The organism is Enterococcus sp. E4-223 (assembly GCF_035727065.1).
Classification (GTDB): Bacteria; Bacillota; Bacilli; order Lactobacillales; family Enterococcaceae; genus Enterococcus_B; species Enterococcus_B faecium.
In genome coordinates this window covers 33,632-46,787 of sequence record NZ_JAPMLH010000005.1, presented here as the reverse complement: position 1 = coordinate 46,787, position 13,156 = coordinate 33,632, and the positions used below count along the sequence as shown (strand labels likewise).

At 39.4% G+C, this 13,156-nt stretch carries 13 protein-coding genes; 12 read left to right on the top strand and 1 reads right to left on the bottom strand.

The window, feature by feature from the left end; genetic code table 11:
- Positions 1-105: 105 nt before the first annotated feature.
- From bglB to OS139_RS08035, 6 genes are all read left to right on the top strand, one after another.
- Complete coding sequence (bglB, locus tag OS139_RS08060) at positions 106-1,212, top strand: beta-galactosidase BglB (RefSeq protein ID WP_002288261.1); 1,107 nt, start codon at positions 106-108, stop codon at positions 1,210-1,212.
- 33 nt (positions 1,213-1,245) lie between these two features.
- Positions 1,246-2,256 (top strand): TRAP transporter substrate-binding protein, encoded by a 1,011-nt coding sequence (locus OS139_RS08055; RefSeq protein ID WP_002304080.1) that lies wholly within the window; start codon positions 1,246-1,248, stop codon positions 2,254-2,256.
- A gap of 5 nt (positions 2,257-2,261) precedes the next feature.
- Positions 2,262-2,741: a TRAP transporter small permease gene (locus OS139_RS08050; RefSeq protein WP_002288258.1), complete on the top strand. Its 480-nt coding sequence runs from the start codon at positions 2,262-2,264 to the stop codon at positions 2,739-2,741.
- 15 nt (positions 2,742-2,756) lie between these two features.
- Complete coding sequence (locus tag OS139_RS08045) at positions 2,757-4,052, top strand: TRAP transporter large permease (protein WP_002307410.1); 1,296 nt, start codon at positions 2,757-2,759, stop codon at positions 4,050-4,052.
- Positions 4,053-4,062: 10 nt separating this feature from the next.
- Positions 4,063-4,887 (top strand): sugar phosphate isomerase/epimerase family protein, encoded by an 825-nt coding sequence (locus tag OS139_RS08040; RefSeq protein ID WP_002307412.1) that lies wholly within the window; start codon positions 4,063-4,065, stop codon positions 4,885-4,887.
- Positions 4,888-5,051: 164 nt separating this feature from the next.
- A complete protein-coding gene (locus tag OS139_RS08035) occupies positions 5,052-5,951 on the top strand; it encodes an AraC family transcriptional regulator (protein ID WP_002288252.1) in 900 nt (299 codons plus the stop codon).
- 125 nt (positions 5,952-6,076) lie between these two features.
- Here OS139_RS08035 and OS139_RS08030 read toward each other — a convergent pair whose 3' ends face one another.
- The gene (locus tag OS139_RS08030) at positions 6,077-6,946 is read right to left on the bottom strand and encodes an AraC family transcriptional regulator (protein WP_002298317.1); all 870 of its coding nucleotides are present in this window, start codon (positions 6,944-6,946) and stop codon (positions 6,077-6,079) included.
- 152 nt (positions 6,947-7,098) lie between these two features.
- Here OS139_RS08030 and rhaB point away from each other — a divergent pair, with 152 nt between their 5' ends.
- From rhaB to OS139_RS08000, 6 genes are all read left to right on the top strand, one after another.
- Positions 7,099-8,559 carry a rhamnulokinase gene (rhaB, locus tag OS139_RS08025; RefSeq protein WP_002288250.1) on the top strand — a complete coding sequence of 487 codons (1,461 nt, stop codon included), beginning with the start codon at positions 7,099-7,101 and terminating at the stop codon, positions 8,557-8,559.
- A complete protein-coding gene (gene rhaA / locus OS139_RS08020; protein WP_002307415.1) occupies positions 8,556-9,812 on the top strand; it encodes an L-rhamnose isomerase in 1,257 nt (418 codons plus the stop codon). Before rhaB ends, rhaA begins: the two co-directional genes overlap by 4 nt.
- Positions 9,813-9,825: 13 nt before the next feature.
- Positions 9,826-10,671, top strand: coding sequence for a rhamnulose-1-phosphate aldolase (gene rhaD / locus OS139_RS08015; RefSeq protein WP_002307417.1), 846 nt, complete (start codon positions 9,826-9,828; stop codon positions 10,669-10,671).
- A 1-nt stretch (position 10,672) separates the two neighbouring features.
- Positions 10,673-10,984 (top strand): L-rhamnose mutarotase, encoded by a 312-nt coding sequence (gene rhaM, locus OS139_RS08010; protein ID WP_002298313.1) that lies wholly within the window; start codon positions 10,673-10,675, stop codon positions 10,982-10,984.
- 81 nt (positions 10,985-11,065) lie between these two features.
- Complete coding sequence (gene fucO, locus OS139_RS08005; RefSeq protein WP_025481647.1) at positions 11,066-12,217, top strand: lactaldehyde reductase; 1,152 nt, start codon at positions 11,066-11,068, stop codon at positions 12,215-12,217.
- Between the two features lie 126 nt (positions 12,218-12,343).
- On the top strand, positions 12,344-13,102 hold the full coding sequence (locus tag OS139_RS08000) for an IclR family transcriptional regulator (RefSeq protein ID WP_002331992.1): 759 nt from the start codon (positions 12,344-12,346) through the stop codon (positions 13,100-13,102).
- Positions 13,103-13,156 lie beyond the last annotated feature (54 nt).

The following is a 13,156-nucleotide window of genomic DNA, read 5'->3' as shown; positions in this document are numbered from 1 at the left end:
GGTCAATTTTAGACAGTTTTTGTTCAAAAAGCGATATTTATAGTGGACGGTATTACTGCTATATTAAGGATATAAAATGAAAGCGTTTAAAAAGGTGGCGTAAAGATGATTATTAAAGAAGAGATTTTTGTACCTAAAGAATTAGTGAAAGAAAAAATTGACCTGCTCGTTGAAAACCTGACAACGATCAAAGACGATAATGGTGAATTTTTGTTGGACTTTGATGGACTGAAAGTAGATGACAAGAGCTGGACAGTGTGGAATTGGCCACAAGGTGTCGGTCTATATGGTATTTATAAAAATTACCAGATGACAAAAAATCCTCGCGCTTATCAAGTGGTCAATGAATGGTTTGAGGATCGTATGGAAGAAGGCGCTCCGCCCAAAAACGTCAATACAATGGCACCGCTATTGACTATGGCTTACTTGTATGAAGACACGAAAGATTCACGCTATTTGCCTTATTTAGAACAATGGGCAGAATGGGTCATGAATGACATGCCTCGGACAAATGAAGACGGGTTACAGCATGCCACATATGGACCGGAAAATAAGAATCAGTTGTGGGACGATACATTGATGATGACAGTGCTTCCTTTGGCAAAAATCGGGAAACTGTTGAATCGCCCAGAATATTTAGAAGAAGCTCGTTACCAGTTTATGATCCATATCAAATACTTGATGGATAAACGAACAGGATTGTGGTATCACGGCTGGACGTTTGAAGGAAATCATAACTATGCCGAAGCATTTTGGGCTCGTGGAAACTGCTGGTTGACGATTGCTATTCCAGAGATCATTGAAATCTTAGAATTATCGAAAGAAGATGCATTGCGCAAATTATTGATCGAAACACTTGAAGCACAAGTGCGTGCATTAAAAACTTATCAGTCTGAAAGCGGTTTATGGCATACGTTGTTGGATGATCCTTCTTCTTACGTAGAATCTTCTGCAACTGCAGGATTTGCTTACGGTATTTTGAAAGCGGTCCATAAACGTTATTTACCACAAGAATATAAAGAAGTCGCTTATCGTGCTATCCAAGGATTGCTTGAACAAATCGATGAAAAAGGAGAAGTTCAAAACGTTTCAATCGGGACAGGAATGGGGGACAGTTTAGATTTTTATCGGAATATCGGAATCACAGCAATGCCTTATGGACAGTCGTTAACGGTGCTTTGTTTGACAGAATTGCTCGTCTCTTATTGTTAAAAGAAAGGAAACCCATATGAAAAAACATCACTGCTGTTTGCAGCAAGTTCGCTTAGCCTAGGTCTGCTAGGTCTAAGCGGCTGCGGAAATAATTCTAGTGTGGCAACTGTCGCAGATGCAGACGTAAATGAGATAGTTACCTTGCGCTTTGCTTATGCAAGCAACAGCCAGCCAGTAATTGATGCAATGAATGAATTTGGGCGTTTAGTAAAAGAAAAAACAGATGGTTCCGTACAGATCCAGTATTTCCCAGATGGACAACTGGGTGGAGAACGTGAACTGATCGAATTGACACAGTCAGGAGCAGTAGATTTCACAAAAGTAAGTGCCTCAGCGTTGGAAAGTTTCTCTAAAGATTATTCGATTTTTTCAGTTCCTTATCTATTCAATGATGAAGAACATTTCTTTAAGGTGATGGATAATGAAGAAATAATGGAGCCAATCTACCAATCGACCAAAAATTTAGGATTTACCGGATTGACCTATTATGATTCTGGTCAGCGCAGCTTTTATATGGTAGACGGTCCGATCCATACGCCGGAAGATTTGAAGGGAAAGAAGATCCGTGTGATGCAAAGCGAAACCGCTATCAAAATGGTAGAGCTTTTAGGCGGTTCGCCCGTACCTATGGGAAGTGATGAAGTGTACACGTCTCTTCAATCCAATTTGATCAACGGATCAGAAAATAATGAATTTGTCTTGTATACAGCTGGACATGGCGGGGTAGCTAAATACTATTCTTATGATGAGCATACACGTGTGCCAGATATCATCATCATGAATGATGCCATCAAAGAACAGCTAACTGATGAGCAGGAAAAAGCCATTGAAGAAGCAGCGAAAGAATCAACGGTTTTTGAAATTGAAGCTTTTGCAAAAGCAATTGAAGAAGAAAAAGCTTTAGCACAAGAAGAACATGGAGTCCAATTCAATGATGTAGATAATACACCGTTTCGAGAGGCAGTTGCCCCACTTCATGATATATTCAAAAACGATCCTACCTACAAAGACCTTTATCAAAAGATCCAAGAGCAAGGAGCGTAGCTGTGATGAAAATGATTTTAAACAAGGTATTAGAGATCCTGGGAGCTGTTTTGCTTGTTGGGATGGTCGCTGTTGTTTTATGGCAAGTATTTTCCAGAACGGTTTTAGGAAATCCAAATACGGTCACGGAAGAACTTGTTCGATTCGGTCTTGTCTGGTTTGCCATGTTGTCTTCCGCGTATGTTGTGGGACAAAAAGCACATTTAGCCGTAACGGTTTTAAGTGAAAAATTAACTGGCAAAAAAAGTAAAATTTTAGAAGTTGTTGTTCAAAGTTTATTTCTGGTATTTGCTGCGATGATCATGGTGTATGGCGGATGGAATGCTGTCACATTGACAATGGGGCAGATCTCGCCTTCTTTAAGTATTCCTATGGGATATGTTTATCTGTCAGTACCTGTATCGGGGGTACTCATCATTATCTATAGCCTGATCAATCTAATCGATACATTAAGCAACAAGCCAGCAATTCAAGAAAAAATATAAAATTGGAGGAATAAAATGGCAATAGAAGCCGGATTAGTGTTATTTTTTGTGTTTGTTGTGTTGCTTGTATTAGGGATGCCGATTGCTATAAGTATTGCATTCTCATCGATGATGACTTTATTGTTAGTTATACCGTTTGATGTTTCTGCTTTTAGTTCAGCTCAAAAAATGGTGGGAAGTATCAATAGTTTTTCGCTGATCGCTATTCCGTTTTTCGTTCTCTCGGGCATTATCATGAATAATGGAGGGATAGCTAAGAAACTAGTGGATTTTGCGATGTTGTTCGTCGGACGCGTACCGGGGGCTTTAGCTCATACGAATGTGTTAGGGAATGCTTTATTTGGTTCCATCTCTAGCTCGGCCATTGCCGCTTCTACCGCGATTGGTGGAGTGTTGATCCCTCAGCAAGTGGAAGAAGGATATGACCGGAAGTTTGCGACAGCGGTCAATATTGCGTCAGCTCCGACAGGTATGGTCATTCCTCCAAGTACTGCTTTTATCATGTATTCACTTGTTGCTGGTGGTGCTTCGATCTCTGCTTTGTTTATGGGAGGTTATCTCGTAGGCGCTTTGTGGGCGCTAGGAATCATGCTAGTAGCATTCATTGTTGCTAAAAAGAATAAATACCCTGTTGTCGAAAAAGGACAGATGGCTCATGCTGGAAAAATAATAAAAGAGGCGATTCCTAGCCTTCTATTGATTGTCATCATTATCGGTGGTATCTTGACGGGGATATTTACAGCAGTAGAAGCTTCAGCGATAGCTGTCATTTACTCCCTATTGATTGCTATGTTTTACTATAAAACGGTAAAACTAAAAGATATACCTAATATGTTGTTTCAATCAGTAGCAATGTCAGGGACGATCATGTTCTTATTAGCTACTTCTTCCATGATGTCTTTCGCCATGGCGTTTACCGGTATTCCTCAGGCAATTAGTTCGTTGATTATGGGCGTAACGGATAATAAATTTATTATTCTGTTATTAGTCAATCTTGTGTTATTACTGGTGGGTATGTTTATGGATGTGGCGCCTGCTATCTTGATTTTTACACCAATATTTTTACCAATCGTCACAAGTGTAGGGGTTGATCCTGTACATTACGGGTTGTTTTCAATCATGAATCTGTGTGTAGGCTCCATCACGCCGCCAGTAGGTACAGGACTATATGTCGGTGCAAGTGTAGGAGGCGTAAAAGCAGAGGCAATGCTGAAACCACTTCTTCCGTTTTATGGGATTATCCTAGTTGTCTTGTTTTTGATTACCTATTTCCCGCAAATCGTCATGTGGCTACCCAATATGCTGAGTTAGGAGAATAATTATGTTAAACATTACAATTAGAGGACATGATCTTTCCCAAGTCCAAACGATAGAAGATCTTGCAGAAAAAACAAAAGAACAAGGGATCCATACACTGCAGCTCGCCTTAGGTCTTTCGTTTCCTGCAATACCTTCTGGCGCAAATGAAATCAATTCTGGGATGGGAAATTATGTCAAACGAGTTTTAGAAAAGCAAGAAGTGACTGTAGGAATTTTAAGTTGCTATATCAATATGATTCATCCAGATTTAACGATACGAGAAGAGTTGCTGACAAAGTTCGAGCAGTATCTTCGCTATGCTTCTTCCTTTGGTGCGTCGATGGTTGCTTCGGAAACTGGATGTGTCTTGCCGGAAATCCAATATACGGAAGAAAATTTCACAGATGAAGCATTTGCTGAAGCAGTGTCCGTTATCCGTCGCTTGGTAAAAGCTGGAGAAAAATACCAAATGATGGTGGGGATAGAACCAGGTTTGAATCATCCGGTGTATTCTTTAGCAAGAGTAGAGCAGCTGATCCAAGCAGTGGATTCGGACTATCTGGGAATCATTTTAGATCCGACAAATTTGATCACAAGTACTGATTATCAAGAACAAGTCCAATTGGTAGAAGAAGCTTTTGAGCGTTTTGGTGAAAAAATATGTGCGGTTCATTTGAAAGATTTTCGTGTCGAACAGGAAAAAATCGTGCCGGTAAATTTGGGAGACGGTATGATCGAGTACACAAAAATCAAAGAAATCATCAAGAAGAACCGTCCGTATCTGTATGTGGTTCTTGAAGAAACAAAAGATGATGGGATTCGTTATGGAAGAAGTCTTCTTGAATAATGTAAAGAATACATTGATTAACTAATATTTAGAATGGAGGGGGCGGGGCTAGAAGATGCCACGTCTCTTCTTTTTTATAAGAGTATATAAAAGCAGCTCTTTTTGATTACAAAAAACGTGGTATAATAAAATTGTGCATAAGTGAACAAAAGGAGGTGCGGCACATGCTCCAAAAGAAAATCAGCGGTGAACAAGTCAATACGATGGTTTCTGATCAGTATGAAATCTATCATGTCAAAGATGTCGTCAGCCAAAATAAAACGATCTATCATCATCATGATTTCTATGAGATCCATGCTACATTAAAGGGAGAAGCGACTTTTTATTTGAACGGACGACAATTTACGATCAAAGCAGGAAGTGTGCTGCTCATCCATTCCAATGATTTGCATCGTATCGTCCGCCAATCTTCAGATGTATTCGAGCGTGTCTATATCTTTGTCACCCCTTCTTTTCTAGAAAGTCGTTCCACGCCATGGTCTAATCTATCGGCTTGTTTTCAACCAATGGGAGAAAAGAGGAGTCGTGTATTGCAAATAGAACAGGAAGTATTGAAGCAAAAATTATCATTTATCGACCATCCTCCTGATAAAAAAATTTACGGTGAAGACATAAAATATGAACAAGCTCTGGTAGAATACTTGATTTTTCTCAATCAAGTTGTACAAAAAGAAGAGAGTGCGCAAGAACAGAATGCTGTAGTTCCTAATGAGCGTGTGGAACAAATGTTACAATATATCTCAAAAAATTTATCTCATCCGCTTTCTTTAGAGGAAATGGAAAAGCAGTTTTTTGTCAGCAAATACCATATCACACGAGAATTTAAAAAGTACACTGGATTTACGTTTCATCAGTATGTAATGAAGAAAAAGCTGATCTATGCCAAGCACTTGTTGCGAGAGTACCGCAGCTCTAGTGCTGTATATAGTAAAAGTGGTTTTTCGTCTTATCCGCATTTTCTGAAAGCATTCAAGAGAGAGTTCGGCATAACGCCTAAAGAATTTTTGAAACGTGATACACAGAAACAGTTGGTTCATTATGAACATTTTGAAGATGAACAATGAGAATGATCACTAAAAAATAACCGCAGTAGCTGCTGTTGTTTATATAGAAGCAGAAACTGCGGTTATTTTATTTTTATCTATATATTTCAAAATATTTTGAAAAAATGACGTACATATTATATGAATCAGCTGAATTTACGGAAGTCTCTCGGCGATAGTCCTGTTTTTGCTTTGAACAGGCGGCTAAAGTAAGCAAAATTCTCAATCCCTATTTCTTCGGAAATCATTCGAACCGTAAATTCTGTATACCGAAGAAGGTCTTTAGCGTAAGAAAGTTTTTTGCTGATCAAATAATCGATTGGTGGAGAACCGATAAATTTGGAAAAATCTTTGCTCAGCTGATATTTATTCAATAAGAATTGTTGTTCTAATTGATCAAGTGTAATCGTTTCTTTGAAATGTTCGTCTAAGTATTGCTTCAGTTTGTAAACGTAGGCGGGAATATCCTCTTCTTCGAAATCTAGCTGATACTTTTGCAAAATCAGTTCATTCAGCAACTCGTGGATAGCTACAGAGGACTGGAAATCGGTACGGGCATTCGTGCCTTGTTGCATGTGGATCAATTCTGTGATCAAATGGTGGATCTTGTTTTCTGATGGATCCCCTGTTGAATGGAAGGTGTTATGGCCGTCTTTTGTGAACTCCTGATAAAATGATTGGACGTTCTGACCATTCAAATGGATCCAATCCATTTCCCATGGTTCTTCGCTGATCGTTTGATAACGCTGATATTCTTGGCAGTCAATAAAAAATAAGTCTCCAGCTTTTAGCTGTTGCTGATTATCATTATATGTAAGCGAACCTTCGCCAGACAAAGTAAACTTTATCAAGTAAGAAGGTAAATGTGCTCGTTCAGTATAGTAAGGGATTGGTGCTTTGAAGTAACCGATTTCTTGGATATAAAAAAATAAATTCCTGCTTCTTTGTGTAGGCGTCAAGATCACTCTTTTTGAGTCTTCCGACCATGAGTGGTTGGCTTTTTCCCAGTAATCCATGTAAACACTCCCAACTTGTCAAGATAATGCAATTATATACCAAAATAGTGTGAAGCAAAATATAAGATTCTGTATTATGATAGCATTGTTAATAAATGATAACGCTTTATTAATAAAGTGCTAATCAACAATAAAGTAAAAGAGGTGGAGAAATGAATCCAACATTTGTTGCCATCGATATCGGTGCATCAAGCGGACGACTAATGAAAAGTACGAGGGATGCAAAAGGTTCTTTGATCTTGGAAGAAGTGCACCGGTTCAAAAACGGCTTTCGGAACAAAGACGGTCACGATCGCTGGAAGATCGATTATCTTATCAAAGAGATTTTGATTGGATTTGAAAAATTAAAGCAGACAGGGATTGATCGTCTTTTTGCGGGGATCGATACATGGGCAGTCGATTACTGTCTGATTGACGAACAAGGGGATCGGATAAATGATCCGATTGCTTATCGGGACAAGCGTACCAATGGAGCAGTAGAACAGTTTTCTGAAATCTATTCTCTAGATAAGTTGTATGAGCAGACAGGGATTCAGATCCAGCCTTTCAATACCTTGTTCCAATTGTTTGCTGAAGAAAAAGAAAATTTGGCAAAAGCACATAAATTGTTACTGATACCTGATTATTTAGGGTATGTCTTTACTGGTAACATGGTGACGGAGAAAACTAATGCATCTACTATGCAGCTGCTGAATGCAGGGACAAAAGAATGGGAAATAGAACTTCTTGAAAAAATCGGTGTCTCGAAGGAATTATTTCCACCATTGACAGAGCCGGGAACGATACTAGGAGATCTGCAAAAAGAACAATTTTCAAAATATGATTTGCCAGATGTGACCTTTATCACAGTAGCAAGTCATGATACGGCGTCAGCTGTATTAGGAACGCCAGGTCAAGGAGAACGTTGGGGTTATATCAGCAGTGGGACATGGTCGCTTTTAGGGATTGAAACAAAGATCGCCAATGTTTCTCGCAATGCTTTTTCTGAAAATTATACGAATGAATGGGGTGCCCATAACACGGTGCGTTTTTTGAAAAACATCATGGGGATGTGGTTGATCCAGGAAGTTGCCCGAATGCAAGAGTACGAGTACAGTTATGCGGAATTGGCAGAGCTTGCTGCAAAAGAAAAACCGCTGCAGCAAGTGATGGAAATCAATGACCCTCGATTTTTGAATCCCCCAAATATGATAGAAGAGATTCAGCAATACTGTTTTGAAACAGAGCAGCCAGTCCCTGTCTCATCGGGAGCTATCGCTCGTTGTGTGTATGATAATCTTGCTCTTTGTTACGCACAAGAGCTGATCAAAGTAGAACACTTAACTGGAACGAAATTGGAAAAGCTGCACATCGTAGGGGGCGGATCGAATAATCGTCTACTGAATCAATTGACAGCAGATTATGCCGGAATCATTGTAGAAGCAGGTCCTAGTGAAGCCACAGCAATCGGGAATGTTGCCATGCAAATGCTCAGTACAGGTCAGTTTTCGAATATAGAACAAGCAAGAAATGTAATCAAACAGTCGTTTCCATGTGAAACTTTTTACCCAGATGAAAATAAGCAAAACACGATGGAATGGTACGTGAATAAAATCAAAGGAGTAATCGTATGAACACGATTGAAAGAAATTACGAACAAGCAAAAGAAAAATATGCAACTATCGGTGTAGATACAGATGCTGTACTAGAAAAGATACAGGACATCAAAATTTCTATGCATTGCTGGCAAGGAGATGATGTCAAAGGTTTCTTGACACCGGATGGCGAATTGACCGGTGGAATCATGGCGACAGGGAATTTTCCAGGAGCCGCACGAACACCTGAAGAGCTTAGACAAGATCTGGAGAAGGCTTATTCGTTGATACCGGGCAAACACAAATTGAACCTTCATGCTATCTATTTGGATACAGAAGAATCTGTCAATCTAAATGAAATTGAGCCGAAACATTTTGAAAAATGGGTAGAGTGGGCAAAAAAAGAAGAAATCGGTCTTGATTTCAATCCGACTTTCTTTTCGCATCCAATGATGAAAGACGGCTTTACATTGGCTCATCCAGATAAAGAAATTCGTGAATACTGGATCGAACACGGGAAAAGAAGCCGCAAAATCGCGGAGTACTTTGGGAAAGAAACTGGACAAACAAGTATCAATAACTTTTGGGTACCTGATGGGATGAAAGATAATCCGATTGATCGTTTTACCCCACGGAAACGTTTAATGGAATCACTCGATGAAATTTTTACAGAAGAGTTAGATGAACGGTATGTACAAGATGCAGTAGAAAGCAAACTATTTGGTTTAGGCGCTGAAGCTTATACAGTCGGTTCCCATGAATTTTATATGGGTTACGGGTTGACTCGTGACAAACTTGTTTGTCTAGATGCTGGACATTTTCATCCAACAGAAGTGATTTCCAATAAATTATCTTCATTAGCTTTATTCAGCAAAGGAATCATGCTGCATGTTTCCCGTCCAGTGCGTTGGGATTCAGACCATGTGGTTTTGATGGATGATGAATTGCAGGAAATCGCTAAAGAATTAGTCCGTAACGAATTGTTGGAAAAAACAAATATCGGTCTGGATTTCTTTGATGCAACGATCAACCGTATCGCTGCTTGGGTCATCGGTACGAGAAATACACAAAAAGCACTGCTGAAAGCTATGCTGGAACCAGTTGAGCGATTGAAAGAAATGGAGCTGGCTTTTGACTTTACTTCAAGAATGGCTTATACGGAAGAATTGAAAGATTTCCCGTATGCCGATGTATGGAATTATTTCTGTTACAAAAATCAAGTTCCAGTTGGTTTGGATTGGCTGGAAGAAGTCCAGGAATATCAAAAAGACGTGTTGGAATTAAGAAAATAGGAGTGTGGCTATATTGAAAAAAATAGATATTTTACAAGCGCCTTATGTGAAAGAAATGATCGAAACGACGTCGAATCTTTATCGCTTGGGATGGGATGAAAGAAATGGCGGGAATATTTCTTATTTACTAAAAGAAGAAGAGATCACACCGTTCTTGGATCCTGAAAAAGTGATCCGCCGCATCTCGATGATTTTTGATGCCAGCCGTTTAGCAGGATGCTATTTTATTGTAACTGGTTCAGGAAGATATTTTAAAAATGTAGCGAGCGAACCTGCCGAGAATCTTGGAATCGTTCGAGTTGCTGAAGATGGCAAAACATTGGAACTTTTGTGGGGGCTGGAAAACGAATGCCTTCCTACAAGCGAGTTGCCAAGTCATTTCATGAGTCATATCGCCCGTTTAGAAGTAGACCCAGATAATCGGATCGTTATGCATTGCCATGCTAGTCATCTATTAGCGATGAGTTTTACGCATGAATTAGACGAACGTTCCTTTAGTCGTACGCTATGGCAAATGTGTACGGAATGCTTAGTTGTTTTTCCAGAAGGAATTTCCATCATTCCGTGGATGGTTCCGGGAACAAATGAGATTGGGGAAGCAACAGCTGAAAAAATGAAAGAAACTCGATTGGTTTTATGGCCACAACATGGAATCTACGGGTCAGGAAAAGACATGGATGAAGTCTTTGGTTTGATCGAGACAGCAGAAAAGGCAGCAGAAGTCTATACGTACGTCAAAGCGCAAGGACCAATCTTGCAAACAATCACAGACGATAATCTGTGGCGCTTAGCAGATGCGTTTGGTGTTACTCCGAAAGCAGGTTATTTGGAGGAAGTTCATACGAAAGCAGGTGTCTGACATGGTGAAAAAAGCTTTTTGCATGAAAGTTTACCCAGAAAAACAAGAAGAATACAAAAAAAGACATGATGAACTTTGGCCAGAGATGCGTACAGCACTTCGTGAACACGGGGTCATCGACTATTCGATCTATCTTGATCCGAGTATAAGTTTGTTATTTGGTTACTTAGTGATCGAAGATGAAAAGTTATGGGAAAAAATGGCAAATACATCTATCAATCAAAAATGGTGGAAGTACATGGAAGATATCATGGAGACAAATCCAGATGCCTCTCCAGTCAGTTGGGAATTGATGCCAGTCTTTGAACTGTAGTAACAAGCAACTGGGCAACCGGTTGCTTGGAGTTCTTTCGTTTTTATTGTGAAAAATAATACAAATTAGGAGGAATAAAAAATGAGTAATCGAATGATTTTAAATGAAACATCGTATTTTGGAAAAGGAGCGATTGAGTCGATCGTCCCTGAATTTCAGCAGCGAGGATTCAGCAAAGCAGCTGTCATTACTGACAAAGGATTGATCGAGCACGGTATAGCAACAAAAGTAACAGAACTTCTAGATAAAGCAGCAATCGATTATGCTTTATACGACGGGATCGTACCTAATCCAACGATCCAAAATGTAAAAGATGGAGTGGCTTTTGTTAAAGAGGCAGAGGCAGACTGTTTGATCGCAATCGGTGGAGGTTCGCCAATCGATACGGCAAAAGCCATTGGGATTATTTTGACGAATCCAGAGTTTTCAGACGTCATTAGTTTAGAAGGTGTTGCTGATACGGAAAATCCATGTTTACCTATATTAGCTATACCAACGACTTCTGGAACAGCAGCAGAAGTAACGATCAACTACGTCATCACAGATGAAGTAAATCACCGAAAATTTGTTTGTGTTGATCCTCATGATATCCCAATCGTCGCGTTCATCGACAGCGATATGATGATGGGAATGCCGAAAAAATTGGCTGCATCAACAGGTATGGATGCTATGACGCATGCTATTGAAGGGTTTATCACAAAAGGCGCTTGGGAAATGACTGATATGCTGCATTTAAAAGCAATCGAAATCATCGGTCATTCTTTGGAAGCTTCTGTAGATGGCGATCAAAATGGGCGAGAAAAAATGGCATTAGGACAGTATATTGCGGGAATGGGCTTCTCAAATGTCGGTTTAGGACTGGTACACGGGATGGCTCACCCGTTAAGTGCATGGTACAACATTCCTCATGGCGTAGCGTGTGCAGCACTTTTGCCAACTGTCATGAAATATAACAAAGAATATACTGGAGAAAAGTACCGTGAGATCGCTCTTGTTCTAGGGATTAAAGGAGCAGCTGAAATGTCTTTAGAAGATGTAAGAGAAGCGGCTTGTGGTGAGATCGATCGGTTGAGCAAAGCGGTTGGAATCCCAGAAACCATTTCTGAATTAGGTGTAAAAGAAGCAGATATCCCAGCAATTGCAGAAGATGCTTTGCGAGATGTATGCACACCAGGAAATCCAAGAGAAACGACAGTAGAAGAAATCATTGCTTTATATCAAAGTTTGATGTAAAAACGAAGCGGATCTTCAACATTAAATTGCCTGTAAAGAGAAATGGTAGTTTATATCTGGATATCTCTTTTAAATTGATGGTATTTCCGCTATAATTTTTCTTATAAAGAAATAGGAGAATATTATATGGAAAATAAAAAGCCTTATGGAACTGTATTGATCAAAGCCTCTAAAATACTAGACTATTTAGAGGAAAACCAAGATGTCTCTTTGCAGACGATCGCAAAGGGTGTGGGAATGACCTCTTCTACAGTCTTGAAAATACTAGATACTTTGCTGATGATCGGCTACGTAAATAAAAATTCAGAGAAAAACTATCGTTTAGGTGCAAAGCTTATTCGCTACGCGAATAAAAACATTGAACAAATCGATTTGGTAGAGTTGACTTTACCGTTTTTAGAACAGCTGCAGCAAAAGATCGATGAGACTATCCACTTAGGAGTATTGGACAACAATGAGATCTTGTACGTGAACAAACTAGATCCAAAACATCAAACGATCCGCATGTCTTCAAAAATCGGAATCACCCGACCATTATACAATTCTGCGATGGGCAAAGCCGTATTAGCAGAATTCAGTGAAGAGCAGTACACTGATTATCTTGAAAAGCATCCGTTGATCCCTTACACAGAATATACGATCACCAATGCATTACGGTTGAAAAAGGAAATCCAAACGGTAAAAGAAACCCACATCGCATTTGACGATGAAGAAATCGAACGTGATATTTTTTGTATAGGAGCCTCAATTGTGAAAAACGAACAAATCATTGGTGCATTTAGTGTAAGTATGCCGAAATATCGTTTAACAGATGAGACAAAAGAACAAATAATCAGTGCCCTCAAGCAAACAAAAAGCGAAATCGAGCAAAGAATTCAAAAATAATGAAAAAAGCGTTTGCAATTTTTCTTTTCTGCCGTATAATATGGGTATAGATTT

What these genes read in the sequence shown, in the direction of transcription:
- bglB (WP_002288261.1), top strand. Translation starts at nt 106, where the DNA reads ATGATTATTAAAGAAGAGATTTTTGTACCTAAAGAATTAGTGAAAGAA.
- OS139_RS08050 (WP_002288258.1), top strand. Translation starts at nt 2,262, where the DNA reads ATGAAAATGATTTTAAACAAGGTATTAGAGATCCTGGGAGCTGTTTTG.
- OS139_RS08045 (WP_002307410.1), top strand. Translation starts at nt 2,757, where the DNA reads ATGGCAATAGAAGCCGGATTAGTGTTATTTTTTGTGTTTGTTGTGTTG.
- OS139_RS08040 (WP_002307412.1), top strand. Translation starts at nt 4,063, where the DNA reads ATGTTAAACATTACAATTAGAGGACATGATCTTTCCCAAGTCCAAACG.
- OS139_RS08035 (WP_002288252.1), top strand. Translation starts at nt 5,052, where the DNA reads ATGCTCCAAAAGAAAATCAGCGGTGAACAAGTCAATACGATGGTTTCT.
- OS139_RS08030 (WP_002298317.1), bottom strand. Translation starts at nt 6,946, where the DNA reads ATGGATTACTGGGAAAAAGCCAACCACTCATGGTCGGAAGACTCAAAA.
- rhaB (WP_002288250.1), top strand. Translation starts at nt 7,099, where the DNA reads ATGAATCCAACATTTGTTGCCATCGATATCGGTGCATCAAGCGGACGA.
- rhaA (WP_002307415.1), top strand. Translation starts at nt 8,556, where the DNA reads ATGAACACGATTGAAAGAAATTACGAACAAGCAAAAGAAAAATATGCA.
- rhaM (WP_002298313.1), top strand. Translation starts at nt 10,673, where the DNA reads ATGGTGAAAAAAGCTTTTTGCATGAAAGTTTACCCAGAAAAACAAGAA.
- fucO (WP_025481647.1), top strand. Translation starts at nt 11,066, where the DNA reads ATGAGTAATCGAATGATTTTAAATGAAACATCGTATTTTGGAAAAGGA.
- OS139_RS08000 (WP_002331992.1), top strand. Translation starts at nt 12,344, where the DNA reads ATGGAAAATAAAAAGCCTTATGGAACTGTATTGATCAAAGCCTCTAAA.